The following is a 20366-nucleotide window of genomic DNA, read 5'->3' as shown; positions in this document are numbered from 1 at the left end:
GGGGACGAAGTCCCGTCGCGCCGGGACCTTGGACAGCAGAGCGGCGACCGCACCTCCGGCGAGCATGGATTCCATGGAAGGCCAACGTCCGGAGGGAAAGCGATGACCTACGTACGCGACTTGTCGACGGTCAGCCTCGCCGACGCCGAATCGGCGGGCGGCAAGGGCGCGAATCTCGGTGAGCTGATCACCGCCGGATTCTCCGTCCCTCCAGGGTTCGTCGTGCTTCGCGAGGCGTACCTCGCTTCGCTCGACGAAGCGGGTGTGCGCGGTGAGATCGCGGATCTGCACGAGAAGGCGCTCGCGTCCGCGGACGCGCCGGAGCAGCTGTCAGGCCTGTGCGACCAGTTGCGCGTTTTGGTCCACCAGGCGGGGATGACGGCCGGTGTCCTGACCGACGTGATCGATGCCTATCACGGGATCGGGCAGTCGACGCCCATCGCGGTCCGGTCCTCGGCGACGGGCGAGGACGGCGCGGAAGCCTCGTTCGCCGGAATGAACGCCAGTTTCACCAACGTGTGGGGCGACAACGCCGTTCGTGAGCGGATCGTCGACTGCTGGGCGTCGTTGTTCTCGCCCAGGGTGATCGGATACCGGGCCGGCCGTGGCTTCACCGGCGAACCCGCGATCGCCGTGGTGGTGCAGAGAATGATCACCGCCGATCGCTCCGGGGTCATCTTCACCGCGGACCCGCGCTCCGGCGATCGGGACCGTCTGGTGATCGAAGCGGTCTTCGGTCAAGGCGAAGCGATCGTTTCCGGGGCGGTCGAACCGGATACCTATCTGGTGGCCAAAGACGATCTTCGGCTGGTTTCGGCTCGGGTCGGCAGCAAGTCCCACAAGATCATCGCCGAGGTGGGCGGGGGAGACGTCAAAGTCGAGCTTCCCGCGCATACGGCGGGCCGCCGTGTCCTCGACGACGCGACCGTCCTCGAACTGGCGCGGCTCGCGACCAGGATCGAAGACCACTACGAAACGCCCCAGGACATCGAATTCGCCATGACGGGCAAGGAAATCTGGGTCGTCCAGTCCCGGCCGGTGACGACTCTTCCGTCCAGGCGAGAGCCGGCGCCGGACGTTCTCGTCACGGGGCTGGCCGCGTCGCCGGGCATCGGCGGTGGAGCGGTACGGGTGCTGCGTGATCCGGCCGAAGGCGGACAGCTGCGGGACGGCGAGGTGCTGGTCGCCCCGATGACCAACCCCGACTGGGTACCCGCCATCCGGCGAGCCTCGGCGCTGGTGACCGACGGAGGAGGGATGACCTGTCACGCCGCGGTCGTCGCGCGGGAGCTACGGGTTCCCTGCGTGGTCGGCACCGGCGACGCGACACGGGTCCTCGCGGGACGAGGACCCGTCACGGTCGACGGCACCACCGGCGAGGTGCGGTCCGGCTACGTCCGGCCGCCGGCGCGTACCGAACCCGTAGTGGTGTCCGCCGTGCCGGAGACGATCGGAACCAGGCTGTACGTCAACCTCGCCATGCCCGAACACGCCGAAGAGGTCGCCGCGCGGCAGGTCGACGGGGTCGGACTGCTTCGGGCGGAGTTCCTGCTGACCGAGGCGCTCGGCGGGCGTCATCCCCGTGACCTCATCGCCAAGGGCGAACAGGAGTCCTTTGTGGACTCGATGGCCGAGTCCCTGCTGCGGATCACGCGCCCCTTCGGCACACGCCCGGTCGTCTACCGGACGACCGACTTGCGCAGCAACGAGTTCCGCGGCCTCGCCGGGGGCGAGGCCTACGAAGCCGTCGAGAGCAATCCGATGATCGGCTACCGCGGCTGCTTCCGCTACGTACGGGAGAAGGACCTGTTCGACCTCGAACTCCGCACGCTCGCCAGGGTCCGCGAGCAGACGCCGAACCTGCATCTCATGATCCCGTTCGTCCGCACGAAATGGGAACTGGAGGCCTGTCTCGAGCTGATCGACGCGAGCCCGCTCGGACGGCAACGAGGCCTGCGTCGCTGGATCATGGCGGAGGTCCCGTCCGTGGTGCACTGGCTTCCGGAGTACGCCGGGATGGGCATCGACGGTGTGTCCATCGGCAGCAACGACCTCACCCAGCTGGTTCTCGGGGTGGACCGGGACTCGGCGGTCTGCGCGGAACTGTTCGACGAAGCCGACCCCGCCGTGCTCGACACCATCGAACGTATCGTCGGCACCGCGCGAGACGCCGGAATCACGTCCTCGCTGTGCGGGCAGGCACCTTCCGCGAAGCCTGGCTTCGCGGAGCATCTCGTGCGGTTCGGGATCACGTCGATCTCCGTCAACCCCGACGCGGTCGACGCGTCCCGGAGCGCGATCGCGGCCGCGGAACGCCGGGTCCTGCTGGACGCCGCCCGATGAACGCGATCGAGATCCGCGGCCTGCGGAAGAGCTTCGGCCGCACCAAGGCGCTGGACGGACTGGACCTGACCGTCCGGACCGGCGAAGTCCACGGATTCCTCGGTCCTAACGGTGCGGGCAAGACGACCACCCTGCGCCTTCTCTTGGGATCGCTGCGTGCCGACGGCGGGGAGATGCGAGTGCTGGGCGCGGATCCCTGGCGTGACGCCGTGTCGCTCCATCGGCGCCTCGCCTACGTGCCCGGCGAGGTGGCCCTCTGGCCGACCCTCACCGGCGGTGAGGTGATCGACCTGCTCGGCAGGCTCCGCGGCGGAATCGACCCACGTCTCCGCGATCGCTATCTGGACCTGTTCGACCTCGATCCGACCCGCAAGGGGCGCACCTATTCCAAGGGGAATCGCCAGAAGGTGGCCGTCGTGGCGGCGTTGGCCTCAGACGCCGAACTGCTCCTTCTCGACGAACCGACGGCCGGTCTCGATCCACTGATGGAGGACGCTTTCCGCGACTGCATCCGGGAGGAACGCGACCGCGGCCGGACCGTGCTGTTGTCCAGCCACATCCTCGCCGAGGCCGAGGCGTTGTCCGACCGCGTCAGCATCATCCGGGGCGGGCGCGTGGTCGACACCGGGAGCCTCGGCGAGCTCCGGCACCTGACGCGCACGTCGTTCACCGTGCGGCTGGCCGGGCCGCCGGACGGGCTCGCGGCCTTGCCGGGCGTCCACGACTTCGGCCACGACCGGGACACCTTCCGGATGACCGTCGACAACTCCGAACTCAGTGTGGTCCTAGCCGCGCTCAGCCGCCTCGGAGTCCTGGAACTGACGAGTCAGGCTCCGACCCTCGAGGAACTCTTCCTGCGCCACTATCGCGCGCCGGTCCTGGAGTCCCGATGAGCACAATGACCGGGACCGGCGTCTTGTTCCGCCTCGCCCTGCGCCGCGAGCGGCTACGAGTTCCTTTGTGGACACTCGCCTGCGCGGCGACCACCGCCGGAGCGGCCGCCGCCACCGCGGACCTCTATCCGTCGCAACGGGAACTGACCGTCTTGGCCGAGGCGGTCAACGCGGTGCCGGCGCTGGTCGCCTTCTACGGCCGCATCTACGACCCCACGTCGCTCGGTGCCGCCTCGGTGCTCAAGCTGACCGGTTTCGGTGCCGCACTGGTCGCGTTGCTGCTCATCACCACGGTGGTCCGCCACACCAGGGCGGAGGAGGAGTCCGGCAGGCTCGATCTGCTCGGCTCCGGCGTGCTCGGCAGGCACGCGGCGCTCGCCGCGGCGCTCGCGGTCACCGCCGTCACCGGACTGGCCGTCGGGATCCTGACCGCCGGTGGACTGGCCGTCGCGGGGCTGCCCTTGGCGGGCTCGGTGGCGTTGGGCGCCGGCTGGATGACGACGGGGTGGGCCTTCGGAGCGATCGCGGCGGTCACCGCGCAGTTATGCAGGTCCGCGCGGCTGGCGACCGGTATCGCCGGTTCAATCCTCGGGCTCGCCTATCTTCTGCGTGCCATCGGGGACTCCGGCCCGGAATGGCTGTCCTGGCTGTCCCCGATCGGCTGGGCGCAGCAGATCCGGCCGTTCGCCGGGGAACGCTGGTGGGTCATGGCACTTCCCCTCGCGTTCGCCGCCGTGCTGGTGCTGATCGCGGTCAGGCTGAGCGATCGCCGTGATCTCGGGGCGGGCCTGCTGGCCGACCGCGTCGGCCCCGCTCACGCCGGTCGTGGCCTGCGGAGCATCGGTGGTCTGCTCTGGCGGCTCAACCGAGCAGGTCTGCTCGCCTGGACGGCGGTCTACCTGGTGCTGGGCCTCGTCATCGGCAATCTGGCCAACGGTATCGGCAGGTTCGTCGACAATCCCAGGGCCGAGCAACTCATTCTCGCGTTGGGCGGGGAGAAGGCCCTTTCGGACGCGTTCTTCGCTCTGGAACTGGGTATCGCCGGAGTCGTCGTCTCGGTGTACGCGATGTCCGCGCTCACCCACTTGCACACCGAGGAAGAGGCACTCCGGGTCGAGCCGCTCCTCACCGCATCGGTCTCGCGGACCCGGTTGCTGACCGGCTACCTGGTTGTCGCGATCGCCGGAAGCGTGGTCCCGATGCTCGCGGCGGGCCTGGGCGCGGGACTCGCCAGCGGCCTGCAGACCGGGTACCCCGGCGCCGAGATCGGCAGGCTGACAGCGGCCGCGCTGGTGCAGCTGCCCGCGGTGTGGGTGCTGGCCGGGCTGGCCTGCGCCTTGTTCGGACTGTTTCCGCGCAAGCTCGGCCTGATCTGGGTGGTACTCGTGGCGATCGTCGTCGTCGGCGAGTTCGGCGTGCTCTTCGGCGTCCCTCAAGTGGTCCTGAACCTCTCGCCGTTCACCCACCTGCCGAACCTGCCGGGTTCGACGGAGGGCATGGCGTCCATTCCCTGGCTCGTCTTGGTCGCCTGCGCGTTGCTCGCGGCCGGTGTGGCGGGCTTCAGACGCCGGGACATCGCGGCTTGACACTTTCGGAAAGGAGAGCGAGATGAGCAAACGTCGTCGAGTGCGCGAGGTGATGCGCGGCCAGGTGCTCACCGTGCGACCGGAGACCCCGTTCAAGGCGATCACCGTCCTGCTCGCGTCGTGGGAAGTGAGTGGTGCGCCCGTGGTGGACGACGAAGGCAGGGTGGTCGGCGTCGTCTCCCAGCGTGATCTGCTGGAACGGGAGATCCAGCACCGGCTGCTGCGGTTCCGGCCCCGATTACGGCGCAAGGTGGAGGGAAGCCGAGCCGACGAGTTGATGACCCGGCCGGCGATCACCGTGGCACAGGATGCCGGGGTGGACGAAGCGATCCGGCTGATGGAGAACCATCGGGTGCATCGTCTGCCGGTCCTCGACGACGACGCGAAACTGGTGGGCATCGTCGGGAGATCAGACCTTCTGCGCGGCTTTCTGCGATCCGACTCGGAAGTGCGCGAGGAGGTCCGCACCGAGGTCGTCGAACGGGCGATGTCGATCGATCCGGACACGCTGTCGATCTCCGTGCACAACGGTGTCGTCACGGTGCGCGGTCAGGTCGAACGTACGGGCATGATCCCGGTGATCGTGGCGTTGATCAGGCGGCTCGACGGCGTGGTGGACGTCCGCGAACACCTCACCGCGGAGATGGACGACAGCCGCTTGCCGATCGAGGAACCGGTCGGTACAGGTGTCATCGAGGCGTTGAAGCGTCGTTCGTGACCGAACGCGGCCCGCTTCCGTCCGTTAGTGGCGTTTCCGGTCTATGGAGGGGCGAGGCGAATGCGACGTGGTGCATGTGACGTCGGATCGCGCCGCTGCGGTCCGACGTCCCCAAAGCGGCATTGGTGACACTGAGCGTCTCCAATGCCACATTGGGGACCTGCCCGGCTCTGGATTCCCGCTCACGCCCCTAGCGCGACCAGCCACTCCAAGCCCGCACCGAGGTGTTGCGAAAGTGGCTTTCGCAACACCGAGCAGGCCCCCCGTCAGCGTGTTCAGCCGCGGAAGAGGGCGACTTTGAGGGCGTCGCTTTCTTGGGGCCGGGCGAAGACGTCGTAGGCCTCGTCCATTTCGTCGAGCCCGAACCGGTGGGTGATGAACCTGGTCGTGTCGAGCCTGCCCGCGGCGAGCATCCGCAGCAGCATCGAGGTGCTCGACGTGTCGACCAGGCCCGTGGTGATGGTGATGTCGCGGATCCAGAGATCCTCCAGGTGCAACGTGGCGGGCGCGCCGTGGACACCGACGTTCGCGACATGTCCGCCTGGCCGGACCAGTTTCGTGCACAGTTCGAAGGTTTCCGGAACGCCGACCGCTTCGATCGCGACGTCCGCGCCGAGTCCGCCGGTGAGCTCGGCGATGACCGCTGCCGGGTTCTCGCCGGGCTGGAGGAGCACGTCCGCGCCGAAGGTCTTCGCGGCGGCGAGCCTGCTGGGTTCCTTGTCGATCACCACGATGGAACTCGGCCCGAACAGGTGCGCCGTGGTGATCGCGGCGAGCCCGATCGGCCCCGCCCCGACGATCGCGACGCAGTCACCGGGCTGGACCCGTCCGTTGCGGGCGCCGACCTCGTAGGAGGTCGGCATGATGTCGGCCAGCATCAGCGCGGCCTCGTTCGCGACACCGTTCGGTAGCACGTAGGTCGAGGTCTCGGCGAACGGAACGCGCACGAACTCCGCCTGCACGCCGTCGATCCGGTGACCCAGGATCCAGCCGCCACCGCCGAGGCACTGCCCGTAGACGGCTTTCCGGCAGTATTCGCAGCGTCCGCACGCGGTGATACAGGAGATCAGCACCCGATCGCCCGGCTTCAAGGTCGTCACCGCCTTGCCGACCTCCATGATCGTGCCGACGGCTTCGTGGCCCAGGATCGTGCCAGGTGCCACGGCAGGCACGTCGCCTTTGAGGATGTGCAGATCGGTCCCGCAGATGGTGACCGCGTCGACGCGGACGATCGCGTCGGTCGCCGCGGCGAGCTCCGGCTGAGGCCGGTCGGTCCAAGCCCGCCGCCCCGGTCCGTCGTAAACGAGTGCCTTCATGTCTTCTCCTTGTTCGCGGAAGGGATTGCCGGTTCGAGCGTGTCGCCATGCGGCCACGCGACACAGAGCCCAAAGCCCCTGCGGGCCGCGACGTACGGCCGCATCACCACCGCGACGGGGTGCCCAGCGTCGACGGAGTCGGTATCCGAAACCGGTCGGCTGAAGGAGTGCTCCATGACGACATTCGGTTCCCGGCCGGTCGTCGCGGCGGTGAACGGTTCGGCTCACTCCATGGCGGCCGCGTTGTGGGCGGCAAAAGAAGCGTTGCTGTGCAAGACGGAGCTGCTGCTTCTGATGGCCTACGGCGTCGATGGCGGTCCCTTCGGGAATCGGTCGTTTCCGCCTGACACCTGGTTGAAAGCGAAGGAAGCCATCACCGGCGAAGTGCTGCACGAGTTCCGCGAGGCCTGTGAATCGGCGGTTCCCGAGGTAAAAGTGACCACCGCGGCAGTCGATACGGGCCCGGTCGCCGCGTTGACCGAAATCTCGGCCACGGCGCGACTTCTGGCGATCGGCGGGCAGTCCGTTGAGTGAGGAAGCACTCGCCTGGGCCTTCGCGGAAGCTTCCAACCGGAAGGCTCCCTTGGTCACCTTGCATGCGTGGCACGACGGCGATGTCGCAGGACTCTTCACCGGTGAAGGTGCTCTGCCTTTCCCCGGAGAATCGGTACGTGAGACCGAAAACCGCGTTCTGGGGCAGCGGCTCGCGGGTTGGCGCAAGAAATACCCGCAGGTACCTGTCGACCAAGTCGTCGTCAGGGACAAGCCGCGGCACCGCCTGCTCGAGCTGAGCGAGAAAGCTCGACTGGTGGTCGTGGGCACTCGTGGCCGAGGCGGTTTCGCCGCTCTGGCCGTCGGGTCGACGAGCCACGCCCTGATCCATCACGCGAAGTGCCCGGTCATGGTCGTCCGGGAGACGGGAAGGGCGCCCCGATGACTGAGGACCCGGCCTGCGCGCCGGTCGGCTCGCGCTCACTCGTTCCGTAACGGCAGGACTACGTCGGTGACGTAGTCGGCGGAGTCCGGCGTGCTTTCCGGACCACACAGGTACAACTCCCGTGGAGCTCCAGCGGGTTGGCGGCCGTTTTCACGAACCCATTCGTACACGGCTTCATACGCCGCACCGATCTTGTCGTAAGGCCCGTGATGCGAGGTGCGGGCGGCAGGTCCGCCGTCGAGGGTGACGATGTCGATATCGCCCTGCGACGGGAGGCTGCCGGTGATGGGCAGGTAGAGGTCGAGATCGAGTTCTTCGCCCGGCTGGAAATCGCCCGGATAGGCCGCTTGGGGAGGGCCGTTCGGAGCGCTACCTGCTTCGGAGACGAAGGTGTACAACGCGTCGAGTCCCACCCCCACGCACTCGCCGATGTCGGCCGTCGTGGTGTGGCGCCGCAGATGTGCGGCGTCGATGGAGTCGAGTTCGGTGAGTTCCACTGCGTAAGTCATGACACGAGCATCAGCTGCCGGGCGACCGCGGCAGAGACCCCAAGGTCCCTTCCCGCGGCGTCCTAGGTCCCTGGTGACACGCCGGTCGACCGGCGTACCGATTAGGGCACCGACTTGGGAAGGACGATCGATGCGGACGAAGGAAACCAGGACGATGCCCGAGGTGCGGGTGGTGGTACGTGGCGATGTCGAGCCGGCTTCCGCGAGCCGTGCGGCCGCCAAGGTCTCGCGCCTGATGAGGCTCGCCCACCGGCCGGTACTGGCGGCGTCGGTGCGACTGACCAAGTACGGAGACCCCGCACGGGAGCGGTCGGTGACGGCGCAGGCGTCCCTGGACGTGAACGGCAGGCCGGTACGCGCGCAGGCGGCGGCGCCGTCGGTGGACGAGGCGATCGATCGGATGGACGCGAAACTCCGGAGGCAACTGGAGAAAAGTGCCCTGCACTGGGAAGCCCGGCGAGGAGGGCGTCCTGTTCCGGATCCCGGCGAATGGCGCCACGAGTCGGTTCCCGCCGTGCGGGAGCCCTGGTTTCCGAGGCCGGAGAAGGAACGTGAGATCGTGCGGCACAAGTCCTACTCGCTGGCCCGGTCGACGGTCGACGAGGCATTCGTCGACATGCACCTCCTCGACTATGACTTCCATCTGTTCACCGAGACCGGTACCGGGCAGGACAGCGTGCTCTACCACGCCGGGCCGACCATGCACCGGCTCGCTCAGACCGTTCCGCCGGGCTCGCACGGCCTCAGTCCCGTCGAACTTCCCCTCACGATCAGCGGGTGTCCCGCACCGGTGCTGTCCACAGTGGAGGCTGTGGAGCGGCTCGGCCTGACCGGCTTGCCGTTCCTGTTCTACCTCGACGGTGAACGGGGCCGGGGCAGCGTGCTGTACCACCGCTACGACGGTCACTACGGCCTGATCACCCCGGCGGCCTAGGTGACTCTTCGCATGACCGAGTCACCGCGCGCCGGGCAGGCCGAAGTGCTGGCGGTGGCCGGGCTGACCAAGCGCTTCGGCGAACGGGTCGCCGTCGACGATGTCGCGTTCTCCATCGGCGCCGGCGAGACCTATGGCCTGCTGGGCCCGAACGGCGCCGGGAAGACGACCATCATCCGGCTGGTGTGCGGCCTGCTGCGCGCGGACGCCGGCAGCATCGCGATCGCGGGAGCCGCCGACGGCGCGGCCGCGGCGGCCCGTGCCCGGATCGGCTACGTTCCGCAGGACATCGCGCTGTACCCGGATCTCACTGCACGGGAAAACCTGCGGTTCTTCGCCCGGTTGTACCGGCTACGCGGGAAAACGCTGGACCGGCGGGTCGACGAAGTGCTGGAGTTGATCGGCCTCACCGACCGCGCCGGGGACCGGGTCGAGTCCTTCTCTGGCGGGATGCGCCGCCGGCTCAACATCGGAGCCGGCTTGATGCACCGGCCGACGCTGCTGATCCTCGACGAGCCGACGGTCGGGGTCGATCCGCAGAGCAGGCACGCGATCATGGAGAACGTGCGGTCGCTCGGCACGAGCGGGATGGCCGTCCTGTACACCACGCACTACATGGAAGAGGCCGAACGCCTGTGCGACCGGGTCGGCATCATCGACCGCGGCCGCCTGATCGCCGAAGGCACCCGCCGCGAGCTGATCGACCGGCTCGGCGAGCATGACCGCATCACGCTTTCCACCGACGGGGATCCGGCCCGGCTGGTGGACCGGATCGGCTCTGTCGCGGGCATCGAGAAAGTCGATTCCGCGGGCGACGAAGTCCACCTGATCGTGCGCGAGGGCCGTCGCGCGCTGCCCGCGGTTCTCGACGCGGCCGAGAGGTCCGAAGTCGGAGTGCGTTCGGTCGAAGTGACCGAGCCCGACCTCGAGGCGGTCTTCCTTCACCTCACCGGCACCGCACTCCGAGACTGAGGAGCCAAGATGCATGCGGCGTTCGTCGTGGCGGCCAAGGACCTGCGCCAGCGGCTGCGGGACCGATCGGCGTGGGTACTCGGGTTCGTCGCGCCGGTGGCCGTGGCCTTGCTGATGAGCTTCGCCTTCCAGGGAGGGGAGCACTTCCACACCAAGGTGGCCGTTGTCGACGAGGACGGCGGGGCGTTGGCGACGGCGTTCACGGCGTTTCTCGCCGGACCACAGCTGGACTCCGTACTCGACGTGGTCCCCGTGACGAGTGAAGCCGAAGCCCGCGCCTTGGTCGACGAGGGCGAGCTCGGTGCGGTCTTCTTGGTGCCTGAGGGCTTCACCGCCGCCGCACATGATGGGACAGCTGAGCCGATGACCGTGCTTTCCGGAGTCGATTCGCCGCTCGCCGGAACGGTCGCCCGATCCATCGGCGAGTCGTTCGTGGCTCAGCTGAACGCGGACCGCCTCTCGATGGCGACGGCGCTGGCCGCCGGAGCCGGACCCGTGGATCCATCGGCGACCGCCGGGTTGCGGCTCCCCGAACAGGTCGTGCCCAAGGCGGCCGGAACCGAGCAGCTCACCGCGGCCGGGTACTACGGTCCCGCGATGGGGATCTTCTTCATGTTCTTCGCGATCGGTTTCGGTGCGCGCGGATACTTCGAGGAGCGTGAGAACGGCACCCTCGACCGGATCGCCGTCGCCCCGGTGGGCGCCGGTGCGTTGCTCCTCGGGAAGGCGCTGGCCACCTTCGCCTACGGCGTCGCGAGCCTGTCGTCGGTCGCGCTGATCACCGCCCTGGTCCTCGGTCAGGGGTGGGGCCCGCCACTCGCCGTGGGCATGGTGATCGTCGCGCTGGCACTGACGCTGGTCTGCCTGACCGCCTTCGTGATCGCCGTGGCAGGCAACGACCGGCAGGCCGATGGCATCGCCTCACTCGTGATCTTCGGGCTGGTCCTGCTCGGCGGCAACTTCATCCTTCTCGGCGGTGCGCCGGAGATCATGCGGAAGCTCGCCTTGCTGACGCCGAACGGGTGGGCGTTGCGGGCCTTCACGGATCTCGCCGGGGGAGCGGGCTGGATCAGCGTCGTGCAGCCGGCCTTGGCGATCTTGTTGTTCTGCGTGGTGATCTCGGCCATCACGGTGCCGATCTACCGGAGGAGATTCAGGTGAACGTGGTGACCATCGCGTTGGTGTCACTCCGGAGACTGGCGCGAGACCGGATCGCGTTGTTCTTCATCGTGCTGCTGCCGGTCGTCGTGATCCTGGTGATCGGCGCGGTGATGCGCGGTCAGAACGGGTTCAGGGTCGCTGTCGTGGCGGCGGAAGGGCGTTTCGCCGGCGAGCTGACCCAGAGTCTCGCCGCCGCGGGAACGCTGGTCACCAGTCCGTTCACCGATGAGTCGGCGGCGAAGGACGCCTTGCGGCGCAACGAAGTCGACGCGGTACTGCTCATCCCCGCCGGGATGGACCGGACCCTGACGGCCGGGGCGCCGGTCGAACTCCCGTTGCTCACCACCGCCGCTTCGGGCGCCGGGCAGGGGGCCTGGTCAGCGGTCGCGTCGGTGGTCGCGGACCACGCGGCGACCGTCCAGGCCGCAGCCTTCGCCGCGACCCGGACCTCTGCTTCCTTCGACGAGCTGGTGCCGCTGGCGCGCTCGCTCGACCGCACGGTGCCTCAGGTCGCCGTGCGGGCCGAAACGGTGGGAAGCACGGGTGACGTCCTGCCTCCGGGATTCAGCTACAGCGCGCCGACCATGCTCGTGTTCTTCGTCTTCATCAACGCGCTCGCCGGTGGAGCGGCCTTGATCCAGACCAGACGGCTGGGTATCCACGCCCGGATCCTCGCCGGACCGGTCCGTCCGCGTGAGGTCATACTCGGCGAAACGCTCTGCTACCTCGCGCTGACCTTGCTGCAATCCGGTCTGATCATCGGGGTGGGTGGCCTGCTCTTCGGAGTGAACTGGGGTGACCCGCTCGCGGCCGTGACCTTGACCTTCATGTGGGGTCTCGTCGGTGCCGGTGCGGGGATGCTGAGCGGCGCGCTGTTCCGCACCCCTGAGCAGGCGTCGGCCATCGGTCCCGCGGTCGGCATCGGGGCGGGCATGCTCGGCGGCTGCACCTGGCCGTTGGAAATCGTTCCGCCCGCCGTACGTGCGGCAGGACACGTCACGCCGCACGCTTGGGCGGTCGACGCCTGGACCACGATCCTGTCGCGGGGCGGCGGACTCGTCGACATCTTGCGGCCCTTGGCGGTGCTCGGTGCCTTCGCGGCCCTCTTCCTCGGCGCGGCGACTCTGCGGCTGCGGCGGTCCTTGACCGCTTGAGCCCGGCGGCGAAGGTTCCGGGCGTCCGTGTGGTGTAGAGCCGGTCCCTCCGGGTAACCGGTCCACGTCATGCCGTCACCTCCGCCGGGAGGGAGTCGAGGATGCCCGCCGAACCGAAACCCGCCAAGGGACGACCGGCGCCCGCTTCAGCCGTGCTGACCGGGCTACGGCTCGACGAGCTCCTCCGCGAGGTGCAGGAGCGGCTCGGGGAGATCGTGAAAGGCCGCGATCGGCTTCAGGGGCTGCTCGACGCCGTGCCGGCGGTGGCGGCCGGGCTCGAACTCGATTCGACCTTGCAACGGATCGTTCAGGCCTCGGTCGAACTGGTGGACGCGCGGTACGGAGCTCTCGGCGTGCTCGATGACGAAGAAGGTCTGTCCGAGTTCGTTCATGTCGGAATCGACGCCGAGACCAGGGCGAACATGGGACACCTTCCGGAAGGGCGTGGCCTGCTGGGCCTGCTGATCGACGAGCCACGTCCGGTTCGGGTCCCGGATCTGTCCGCGCATCCGGCATCGGTCGGCTTTCCCCCGAACCACCCGCCGATGAGCAGCTTCCTCGGCGTCCCCGTCCGCGTGCGGGACAAGGTGTTCGGCAACCTGTATCTCACCGAAAAGCGGGGTGGCGCCGAGTTCACCGCCGATGACGAGGTCGTCTTGCAGGCTTTGGCGGCCGCCGCCGGAGTGGCTGTGGACAACGCGCGGCTGTTCGAACAGTCCCGGACGAGGGAACGGTGGCTGGCCGCGGTCGCCGAGGTGAACGGGGAACTGCTCGGCGGGGCTTCGGTGACCGAGCTCTTGAACCTGATCACAGACCGCGTCCGCGAACTCGCCGAGGCCGAAGGCGTGATGATTCTGCTGACGGATACCGGGGTGACAGACGCGGGATCACTGTCCGTGACCGCGAACTCGGGGGAGCGGATCGATCCACTGCTGGGGAATTCGCTCTCCGGTGGCCGAGCGGTGCTCGACGAGGTCGTCACCGAACGCAAGGCGAGATTCATCGCCGATCTGGGAGCGGCCTTCCCGACGGACGAGGAGCCCGCGCTGTCCGGGCCCGCGGTGGCCGTGCCGTTGATCAGAGCAGAGGTCGTCGGCGGGATACTGATCGCCGGGCGGGAGAAGGGGGCACGGCAGTTCAAGGCGGAGCAGGTGCCGATGCTGATGTCTTTCGCCGACCAGGCGGCGGTCGCCCTCGAGTTCGCGGAGAAGCAGCGGAACCAGAGGTTGCTGGACGTGCTGGCCGATCGGGACCGGATCGCCCAGGATCTGCATGATCACGTGATCCAGCGGCTGTTCGCCACGGGGATGAGCCTGCAGAGTGTCGTGCCGCGTGTGGCGGAGGACTTCGCGCGCAACCGCGTCGCGCACACCGTCGAGCAGCTGGACCGGACCGTTCGCGAGATCAGGACGTCGATCTTCGATCTGCATTCCTCGGGTGCGGAAGCCGAGATGAGCCTGCGACGGAAGTTGTTGGACGTGGTCGAGGACGTGACGACTGAGGTCACCGTGACGCCGTCGGTGCGGATCACCGGCGCGGTCGACACGCTGGTGGGTCCGGAGTTGCACGAGCATGCCGTGGCGGTGTTACGGGAAACGCTGAGCAACGCGGTCCGGCATTCCGGCGCCGACCGGATCACGGTCAGTATGGAGGCCGGACACGAACTCGTCATCGAAGTGACGGACAACGGTGTCGGCATTCCCGGGCCGGGGCGGCGCAGCGGGCTGGACAACCTGTCCCAGCGTGCCCTGCGATGCGGCGGGACGTTGGAGATCACTCCGGTCACCGGTGGCGGTAGCCGGGTGCTGTGGCACGTGCCGTTGTCCTGACGAGACCTACTGATCGCCGAACAGCGACGGGCCGGAGTTCTTTTTGAGTTCGGTGGCCAGGACCGCGGCTTGTGTGCGGCGTTGGAGGCCGAGTTTGGCGAGGATGCGCGAGACGTAGTTCTTCACGGTTTTTTCGGCGAGGAACATGCGTTCACCGATCTCGCGGTTGGTCAGGCCTTCGCCGATCAGTTCGAAGACCGCGCGTTCCTGTTCGGACATGCCGCTGGTCGGGTCGTCGCGGTCGCGTTCGCGGCGGATGCGGTTCATCAGGGCGGCGGTGGTGCGGCTGTCGAGCAGTGAGCCGCCGGAGGCGATGGTGCGGATGGCGGAGATGAGGTCGTTGCCGAGTACCTGCTTGAGGACGAAGCCGGATGCTCCGGCCATGATCGCGGTGAACAGTGCTTCGTCGTCGGCGTAGGACGTGAGCATCAGGCAGCGCAGGTCCGGCTGGGTGGACAGCAGCTCCCGGCACAGTTCGATGCCGTTACCGTCGGGGAGCCGGACGTCTAGTACCGCGATGTCCGCGTCGCTCTTCGGGATTCGAGTGAGGGCTTCGGAAACCGAGGCCGCTTCACCGGCCACCGTGATATCCGGTTCGTTGCCGAGGAGATCGGCGAGCCCTCGCCGGACGATCTCGTGGTCGTCGACCAGAAACACCTTGGTCGTCATGCCGCTTCCTCCCACTGCGTGGTACCGGCCGCGAATTCGACCGTACTCGTCCGTTCCGCCCGGCGCAGCCGTCACACCGTCGCGGGTCCTTGGTCCTGGTGACCCGAGTCCTCCGAATCTGCTGCCGGTCAGCCGCGGCGGCGCATCGTAGAGGTAAGTGACGTGGGTACGAGAGGACTGAAATGGTCGGACGAAAGCCGGCGGAGCGCTGGTCGCCCGCGGAGCTGGAGGTATTGGCGGGCGCGGTGCTGCGCGCGCCGTCGGTGCACAACATCCAGCCGTGGCGGCTGAACTTCGAGGAAGGCCTGCTCGTCCTGGTCGAGCGCCGGGATCTGGAGCTCCCCGAGCACGACCCGCACGGTCGTGACCGCCTCATGTCGTGTGGTGCCGCGCTGGCCAATCTGGAACTGGCCATCCGGGTGCTCGGCCACCGGACGTACACCGCCGAGTTCCCCGATCCGGACCGGCCCGAAGTGGTGGCCGCCGTCGAACCGAACGGGCTGCTGCCCCCTTCGGTCGCGGAGGTGAACCGCTATTCCGCGATCAAGCGGCGGCACAGTCATCGCCGTCGTTTTTCGGGGCGGTCGCTGACCAGGCACCAGATCGTGGATCTGCGGGACAGTGCGGCGGCCGAAGGTGTCCAGACCAGGCCGATCCTCGACGAGATCGAGCTGACCATGGTCGCGGACCGGCTCGAGTTCGCCGCCGAGGCCTACCGGCACGACCTCGGCTACCAGCGGGAGCTGGCCTTGTGGACCGTCCGCGACCAGGACCAGCGCAACGGCGCCGGCCTGGCCGCGAGCGTGCGATCGGCCGGTTCGCTGCCGTGGGCGGGGCTGGTCCTTGAGTCGACGGCGCTGCCCGATCGTGAGTTTCTCAAGCGCGGGCTGGCCGAGGAGACTTTGCTGGCGTTCGTCACACCAGGTGACACCCGGCACGATCATCTTCGTGCCGGGCGGGCGTTGCAGCTGACCTGGCTCGACGCGGTCCACGAAGGACTCGTCGGCTCGGTCCTGACACAGCCACTGCACCTGCCCGAGGTGCGTGCCGCCCTGACCGAGGACTTGGAGCTCCCCGGTTCCCTCCAGGTGCTCATGCGATTCGGCTATCCCTCGAGTGCCGTCCCGCATTCCCCGCGGCGCTCGATCGACGAACTGCTCGGTACCGGCTTCCGGGGTGGCGAAGCCGGTGGTGGCCGGTGATCACCGGCCCGTGAAGGCCTTCGCTACGTCGCCTGTGTAGCTGCGTTGTAGCGAGGTGACCGGGCCGGCCAAGCTGGTCCATCGAGCGCGCGGCCCGGCTCGGGACGATCGCTTCGACGCGCTCCATGGTCAAGGCGAACGCCATGACCAGCAGCGGGGTCAGCAGCGCCATCCACATGATCGGTGAGGTACCCGGTACGGCTCGGGCTCAACCCGTCGTTGGCCGGGAAGCTAATTGTTCGAGCCCGGCCCCGTCTGGTCACCGTGGGGCAGCGGCACCGTCCAGTTCAGGATCGTGCCCTGGCCGGGAGCACTGTCGATCCTGAGGGTGCCGCCGTGTTTCTCCGCGCGGGCGCGGAGGTTGGCCAGGCCGCTACGGCGGGTGGTCTCGCCGAGGCCGTGTCCGTCGTCCTCGACGCGGGCTGTGAGCGTGGTGGGCGTCGCGGAGACCTGCACGGTGGCGGTGGTCGCATGGGCGTGGCGGGCGATGTTCGAGAGGGCTTCGCGGACGACCGCGGAAAGATCTACCGCGAGCCGGGTCGGCACGAGAGTGTCGAGCGGGCCGTCAAGCCGCAGAACGGGGGTGAAGCCGAGCGAGTCGGTGGTGGTGCGGACGATCTCGGAGAGCGCCCGGCGCAAGCTGTGCTCGGCTTCCCCGCCCGCTCCCATCGGGGCGTGCAGATCGAAGATGGTGCCGCGGATCTCGCTGACGACCCGATCGAGTTTGCGCACGACCGTCAGCAGACGATCTCTCTGGCCGGAGTCGATGGCCGAGGCGAGGTTGCTCAGGGACAGGCCGGTGGCGAAGACCTCTTGGATGACGTGATCGTGAAGGTCGCGGGCGATGCGATCGCGCTCCTCGAGAAGTTGCAGCTCCTCGGAGTACGCACGGTGCTGTGCGAGTTGCTGGGCCAACGCGGCCTGGGACGCGAAGGCCGCGAGCATCTCGAGGTCGCGTTCGTGGAAGCCGCGACGGCCAGGAGCATTGGCCACGACCAGCACGCCGGTCGGTGGCCGGTCAGGGGCCATCAGCGGGGCGACCATGCCGGGCCCGGCCTTGCCCGCCCATGTCTCGTCGGACAAGGGACCGCGCTCGTCTTTGCCCAAGTTCTCACTGAGGAGCGGTTGTGAGCCGGTCATTGCCAGCTCGCACAAGGAGTTCTCGGTGTCCAACCGCCGGCCGACCAAACCCTCCACATCGTCCTCGCCGGCGGCCGCCTGCACCGTGAGCACGTTGGTTTCGTCCGCCGGGAGCATGACGGCGGCGAGATCGGCGCGGGCGACCTCGTGGGCTTTGGCGGCGATCAGGCGCAACACGTCTCCGGTTTCGGTACCCGCGAGCAGGGCGGCGGTGATCTCGGCGCTCGAGCGTTGCCACGCGGCACGGCGCTGGGCTTCCTCGTAGAGATGCGCGTTGTCGATGGCCACGGCGGCGAACCCGGCGAGCGAGAGCAGAAGCTGCTCGTCGTCGGCGCTGAATTCGTCCTCGTCCTGCTTGTCGGCCAGGTAGAGGTTTCCGAACGCCTGGCCGCGGACGAGCAGAGGTACTCCGAGAAAGGACCGCATCGGCGGGTGGCCGGGTGGGAAGCCCGCCGATGCGGGATGAGTGGACAGGTCGGTGAGGCGGATCGGGCGGGGTTCGGTGATGAGCAGGCCGAGGATCCCCTGGCCGTGGGGCGGTTGCCCGATCCGGGCGGCGCGCTGATCGTCGAGGCCGCTGTAAACGAACTCGTCCACCGTTCCGTCCGGTCCGAGTACGCCCAGCGCCGCGTAGCGGGCGTTGACCAGATCCTTCGCCGCGTCGACGACATGACCCAGCACCCGCGACAGGTCGACGTGCGAGGCCACGACATGACTGGCCCGCAACAAGGACCGTAGGCGCTCCTGGGTGTCACGGACTGTGCGGGCGTGCTCCAGCAGAACGTCGATCGCCTGGTCGAGTTTCAGCCGGCCGGTGTCGGGGAACTGAAGCGGGTCGGCTGTCCTCCACCGCAGAGAGTGCGTTTTCCATTCAATCACGCCTGCCCGCTTCGGAGCTGCGACTGACAGCACGGTCATGGCCGATGGACCTCGCAGACCGGGACGTCCGGCCCTGACCGGTGGGCGAACTGGTGGTCATGCTCGAAAGTGCTTGTTCTTCAACGTCTTCAGGGAGTCATCGTGGCGGATCGACAACAGCTCGAGGTCCTGGACCGCGAGCAGTGCCTTGCCCTTCTGCGGACAGTGCGGGTGGGGCGTCTGGTCTTCGTCGAAGACGCCTTGCCGGCGGTGCAGCCGGTCAACTTCCGGTTGAAGCGGGACCACGTCGTGATCCGGGTGGCCGGCGGGGCGAAACTGGCCGCCGCGACCGGCAACACCGTGGTGGCCTTCCAGGCCGACGAACTCGATCCCGAGCTGCGGACCGGATGGAGTGTGACCGTCGTCGGCCGCGCGAACCTGATCACGGAAGTCACCGAGCTTGTGGACGTGTCCGGAACATGGCTGGCGCCTTGGGTCGACGGTCGCCGCGACCATTTCGTCCGGATCGAGGTGGAGAAGGTGACCGGACGACGTCTGCACACGCCGGTGACCACCACCGCTTGACCGGACGCTCAGTGGAGCGCGACGGTGAGCAGGACGGCGCTGTCGAGGAACGCCGCCAGGCTGTGCCGCTCGGGTGGGAGGGCGGTCAGCTGACCGCGGCCGAGGAGCCAGTCGTGGTCGTGGGTGCTCAGGCGAACGCTTCCGGTGATGACGTGCAGTGTGGCGGCCGGGGGCGAGTCGTGCTCCGCCAGTTCGGCGCTCTCGGCCAGCGCGATGAGGGTGACCCGTTGGGAGTTGCCTGCCACCAGGGTCCTGGCGGCACGCCGTGAGTGGTGTTCGCGGGCTTGCTGGAGCAGTTCGGCTGCCAGGACGCCGACGTCCGCGACCTCGGGACGGCCGCTCATCGCTGTTCCTGTTCGCTCGGTGTCATGGTGTTTCTCCTTCTCCTGTGCGGCGGCCTGTCCCGGGATGAAAGGTGGATCGCCGCTGACCGTGGGTCAGGGTGATTCGTGTTCGAACGATCCGGTCGTCCGCCGGGGGCGGATGGCCGAACCGGCGACGCCGGACAGCGTGATCGTGATGGCGAGCCCGATGGCCAGGTTGATGATCGCCGTCGCGAGCCGCGCGTCCAGTGCGGCACCCAGGCTGAGCGGGATCACGACGGAGATCGCGGTGAAAAGCACCATGATCCAGCCGAAGAACCTCCGGGGCTTCGGTGCCGTGAGCAGAAGAAGATGCAGCAGAGCGGTCGCCGCGAGTGCGATGGCCGCCGACGCGAGGGAGTAGGTGAGGGTGCTTGCCCCACCCCACGCACCTTCGCGGCTGGGTGCCAGCACGGCGACTTTGACCAGGCCGCGCGCGATCAGGATCCCGACGATCGCGGTCAGGCCGGCGGTCACCGCCGTCGCGGCCCCGCCCGCCCACAGCCTTGCTCCGTTGACAGTAGGTCGATCCTCTTCCTCGAAGTCGTTGTCCATGGTGAAACCTTGCTCGTCGGCTCCGCCGTGCAGAAGGGGCAGAGGAACCCCGTTGGCGGGACCAACGGCCTGCGTGCCCGGATGCTTCCGTGCGCCGCCGCGCATGCGTTCCGGCTGCTCACCGGCTCAGCCCTCGTCACCGGCTTCATGGCCGAGAGGTGGTCTCCGCGGTGTGGTTGTGAACTGTCCGACGGAAGCCGGCCGTGTCCTGAGTGTCCACAAGGGACGTACTCGGGCGGGCGAGCGGCCGGATGATGCCTGTATGCACGGTTCCTGCCGGGTCGTGAGTGGCGGTTCGGGTTATGGGGGGTAAGTCAAACGTGGCGTGCCGGAGTCGGCGGCAGGGGCGGGACTCGCCGAAGAGATACCTCCTGACTGTCCATAAGGGGCATTTTCCGAGGTGTCGGTGCCCGAGTTGAGCGATTTGTGCGGTTTGGCGAGGGGTCGTGAGTGGCAAAGAGGGTTAGAACCCCAATGTCGCGTAGCTTAAGTTGATCTTGGGCGAGGTTGACGGGTGAGGTGAAGGCTCCCCTGGTCGTGGGTCGGGTTGGTCGTGAGTGGCGTTTCGGGTTCTAACCCGAAACGCCACTCACGACCCCCTCGTGAAATCGCTCATCCGGGCATCAATCAGACATTGAGTCAG

Annotated in this window: 17 protein-coding genes and 1 pseudogene; 12 read left to right on the top strand and 6 right to left on the bottom strand. The window is 68.1% G+C overall.

From position 1 onward, the window contains the following. Nucleotides 1-102 precede the first annotated feature (102 nt). Genes ppsA through AC0685_RS05935 form a run of 4 tightly spaced genes read left to right on the top strand, consistent with a single transcriptional unit; the run spans nucleotide 103 to nucleotide 5540 of the window. Nucleotides 103-2343: a phosphoenolpyruvate synthase gene (gene ppsA / locus AC0685_RS05950; RefSeq protein ID WP_478224545.1), complete on the top strand. Its 2241-nt coding sequence runs from the start codon at nucleotides 103-105 to the stop codon at nucleotides 2341-2343. Further along, nucleotides 2340-3236 (top strand): ABC transporter ATP-binding protein, encoded by an 897-nt coding sequence (locus AC0685_RS05945; RefSeq protein WP_478224544.1) that lies wholly within the window; start codon nucleotides 2340-2342, stop codon nucleotides 3234-3236. The genes ppsA and AC0685_RS05945 overlap by 4 nt, the downstream gene beginning before the upstream one ends. Beyond that, complete coding sequence (locus tag AC0685_RS05940; protein ID WP_478224543.1) at nucleotides 3233-4822, top strand: ABC transporter permease; 1590 nt, start codon at nucleotides 3233-3235, stop codon at nucleotides 4820-4822. The genes AC0685_RS05945 and AC0685_RS05940 overlap by 4 nt, the downstream gene beginning before the upstream one ends. A gap of 22 nt (nucleotides 4823-4844) precedes the next feature. Continuing rightward, on the top strand, nucleotides 4845-5540 hold the full coding sequence (locus tag AC0685_RS05935) for a CBS domain-containing protein (protein WP_478224542.1): 696 nt from the start codon (nucleotides 4845-4847) through the stop codon (nucleotides 5538-5540). 275 nt (nucleotides 5541-5815) lie between these two features. Here the strand turns inward: AC0685_RS05935 and AC0685_RS05930 are convergent, their stop codons facing one another. Continuing rightward, entirely contained in the window at nucleotides 5816-6856 is a 1041-nt protein-coding gene (locus AC0685_RS05930; RefSeq protein WP_478224541.1) for a zinc-dependent alcohol dehydrogenase family protein, read from the bottom strand. Between the two features lie 174 nt (nucleotides 6857-7030). Between AC0685_RS05930 and AC0685_RS05925 the strand changes: the two are divergent. Next, a pseudogene (locus tag AC0685_RS05925) lies at nucleotides 7031-7793 on the top strand (universal stress protein). A gap of 35 nt (nucleotides 7794-7828) precedes the next feature. Here the strand turns inward: AC0685_RS05925 and AC0685_RS05920 are convergent. After that, the gene (locus AC0685_RS05920) at nucleotides 7829-8302 is read right to left on the bottom strand and encodes a GyrI-like domain-containing protein (protein ID WP_478224540.1); all 474 of its coding nucleotides are present in this window, start codon (nucleotides 8300-8302) and stop codon (nucleotides 7829-7831) included. 130 nt (nucleotides 8303-8432) lie between these two features. Between AC0685_RS05920 and AC0685_RS05915 the strand changes: the two genes are divergently transcribed. The 5 genes from AC0685_RS05915 to AC0685_RS05895 all read left to right on the top strand — a co-directional run bounded on the left by AC0685_RS05915 (nucleotide 8433) and on the right by AC0685_RS05895 (nucleotide 14352). Further along, nucleotides 8433-9236, top strand: coding sequence for a ribosome hibernation promotion factor (locus AC0685_RS05915; protein WP_478224539.1), 804 nt, complete (start codon nucleotides 8433-8435; stop codon nucleotides 9234-9236). Nucleotides 9237-9248: 12 nt separating this feature from the next. After that, complete coding sequence (locus AC0685_RS05910; RefSeq protein WP_478224538.1) at nucleotides 9249-10208, top strand: ABC transporter ATP-binding protein; 960 nt, start codon at nucleotides 9249-9251, stop codon at nucleotides 10206-10208. Nucleotides 10209-10217: 9 nt separating this feature from the next. After that, nucleotides 10218-11369 (top strand): ABC transporter permease, encoded by a 1152-nt coding sequence (locus tag AC0685_RS05905; protein ID WP_478224537.1) that lies wholly within the window; start codon nucleotides 10218-10220, stop codon nucleotides 11367-11369. Further along, nucleotides 11366-12523 carry an ABC transporter permease gene (locus tag AC0685_RS05900; RefSeq protein ID WP_478224536.1) on the top strand — a complete coding sequence of 386 codons (1158 nt, stop codon included), beginning with the start codon at nucleotides 11366-11368 and terminating at the stop codon, nucleotides 12521-12523. Before AC0685_RS05905 ends, AC0685_RS05900 begins: the two co-directional genes overlap by 4 nt. Before the next feature lie 101 nt (nucleotides 12524-12624). Further along, nucleotides 12625-14352 carry a sensor histidine kinase gene (locus tag AC0685_RS05895; protein WP_478224535.1) on the top strand — a complete coding sequence of 576 codons (1728 nt, stop codon included), beginning with the start codon at nucleotides 12625-12627 and terminating at the stop codon, nucleotides 14350-14352. Between the two features lie 6 nt (nucleotides 14353-14358). Here the strand turns inward: AC0685_RS05895 and AC0685_RS05890 are convergent, their stop codons facing one another. Next, complete coding sequence (locus AC0685_RS05890) at nucleotides 14359-15021, bottom strand: response regulator transcription factor (RefSeq protein WP_478224534.1); 663 nt, start codon at nucleotides 15019-15021, stop codon at nucleotides 14359-14361. Nucleotides 15022-15203: 182 nt separating this feature from the next. On the opposite strand from AC0685_RS05890, the gene AC0685_RS05885 reads away from it, so the two are divergent. Beyond that, entirely contained in the window at nucleotides 15204-16223 is a 1020-nt protein-coding gene (locus AC0685_RS05885) for an Acg family FMN-binding oxidoreductase (RefSeq protein ID WP_478224533.1), read from the top strand. A gap of 231 nt (nucleotides 16224-16454) precedes the next feature. Here the strand turns inward: AC0685_RS05885 and AC0685_RS05880 are convergent, their stop codons facing one another. Then, nucleotides 16455-18242, bottom strand: a complete 1788-nt coding sequence (locus tag AC0685_RS05880) for a GAF domain-containing sensor histidine kinase (protein ID WP_478224532.1) — start codon at nucleotides 18240-18242, stop codon at nucleotides 16455-16457. Nucleotides 18243-18383: 141 nt separating this feature from the next. On the opposite strand from AC0685_RS05880, the gene AC0685_RS05875 reads away from it, so the two are divergent. Beyond that, complete coding sequence (locus tag AC0685_RS05875) at nucleotides 18384-18806, top strand: pyridoxamine 5'-phosphate oxidase family protein (RefSeq protein WP_478224531.1); 423 nt, start codon at nucleotides 18384-18386, stop codon at nucleotides 18804-18806. Between the two features lie 8 nt (nucleotides 18807-18814). On the opposite strand, the gene AC0685_RS05870 is transcribed toward AC0685_RS05875, so the two are convergent. Together AC0685_RS05870 and AC0685_RS05865 are read right to left on the bottom strand one after the other, a co-directional pair. Further along, nucleotides 18815-19150, bottom strand: coding sequence for a cupin domain-containing protein (locus AC0685_RS05870; RefSeq protein WP_478224530.1), 336 nt, complete (start codon nucleotides 19148-19150; stop codon nucleotides 18815-18817). A 93-nt stretch (nucleotides 19151-19243) separates the two neighbouring features. Beyond that, the gene (locus AC0685_RS05865; protein WP_478224529.1) at nucleotides 19244-19723 is read right to left on the bottom strand and encodes a DUF6069 family protein; all 480 of its coding nucleotides are present in this window, start codon (nucleotides 19721-19723) and stop codon (nucleotides 19244-19246) included. Nucleotides 19724-20366: the final 643 nt, after the last annotated feature.

This window comes from Amycolatopsis sp. NPDC043889 (genome assembly GCF_056435645.1).
The sequence above is the reverse complement of the archived record's forward strand: the minus strand, read 5'-3'. Positions and strand labels throughout refer to the sequence as shown.

Coding starts and splice junctions, on each gene's coding strand:
- AC0685_RS05930 (WP_478224541.1), bottom strand. CDS start 6,856: ATGAAGGCACTCGTTTACGACGGACCGGGGCGGCGGGCTTGGACCGAC.
- AC0685_RS05945 (WP_478224544.1), top strand. CDS start 2,340: ATGAACGCGATCGAGATCCGCGGCCTGCGGAAGAGCTTCGGCCGCACC.
- AC0685_RS05885 (WP_478224533.1), top strand. CDS start 15,204: ATGGTCGGACGAAAGCCGGCGGAGCGCTGGTCGCCCGCGGAGCTGGAG.
- AC0685_RS05890 (WP_478224534.1), bottom strand. CDS start 15,021: ATGACGACCAAGGTGTTTCTGGTCGACGACCACGAGATCGTCCGGCGA.
- ppsA (WP_478224545.1), top strand. CDS start 103: ATGACCTACGTACGCGACTTGTCGACGGTCAGCCTCGCCGACGCCGAA.
- AC0685_RS05920 (WP_478224540.1), bottom strand. CDS start 8,302: ATGACTTACGCAGTGGAACTCACCGAACTCGACTCCATCGACGCCGCA.
- AC0685_RS05940 (WP_478224543.1), top strand. CDS start 3,233: ATGAGCACAATGACCGGGACCGGCGTCTTGTTCCGCCTCGCCCTGCGC.
- AC0685_RS05910 (WP_478224538.1), top strand. CDS start 9,249: ATGACCGAGTCACCGCGCGCCGGGCAGGCCGAAGTGCTGGCGGTGGCC.
- AC0685_RS05865 (WP_478224529.1), bottom strand. CDS start 19,723: ATGGACAACGACTTCGAGGAAGAGGATCGACCTACTGTCAACGGAGCA.
- AC0685_RS05895 (WP_478224535.1), top strand. CDS start 12,625: ATGCCCGCCGAACCGAAACCCGCCAAGGGACGACCGGCGCCCGCTTCA.
- AC0685_RS05935 (WP_478224542.1), top strand. CDS start 4,845: ATGAGCAAACGTCGTCGAGTGCGCGAGGTGATGCGCGGCCAGGTGCTC.
- AC0685_RS05905 (WP_478224537.1), top strand. CDS start 10,218: ATGCATGCGGCGTTCGTCGTGGCGGCCAAGGACCTGCGCCAGCGGCTG.
- AC0685_RS05870 (WP_478224530.1), bottom strand. CDS start 19,150: ATGAGCGGCCGTCCCGAGGTCGCGGACGTCGGCGTCCTGGCAGCCGAA.
- AC0685_RS05915 (WP_478224539.1), top strand. CDS start 8,433: ATGCGGACGAAGGAAACCAGGACGATGCCCGAGGTGCGGGTGGTGGTA.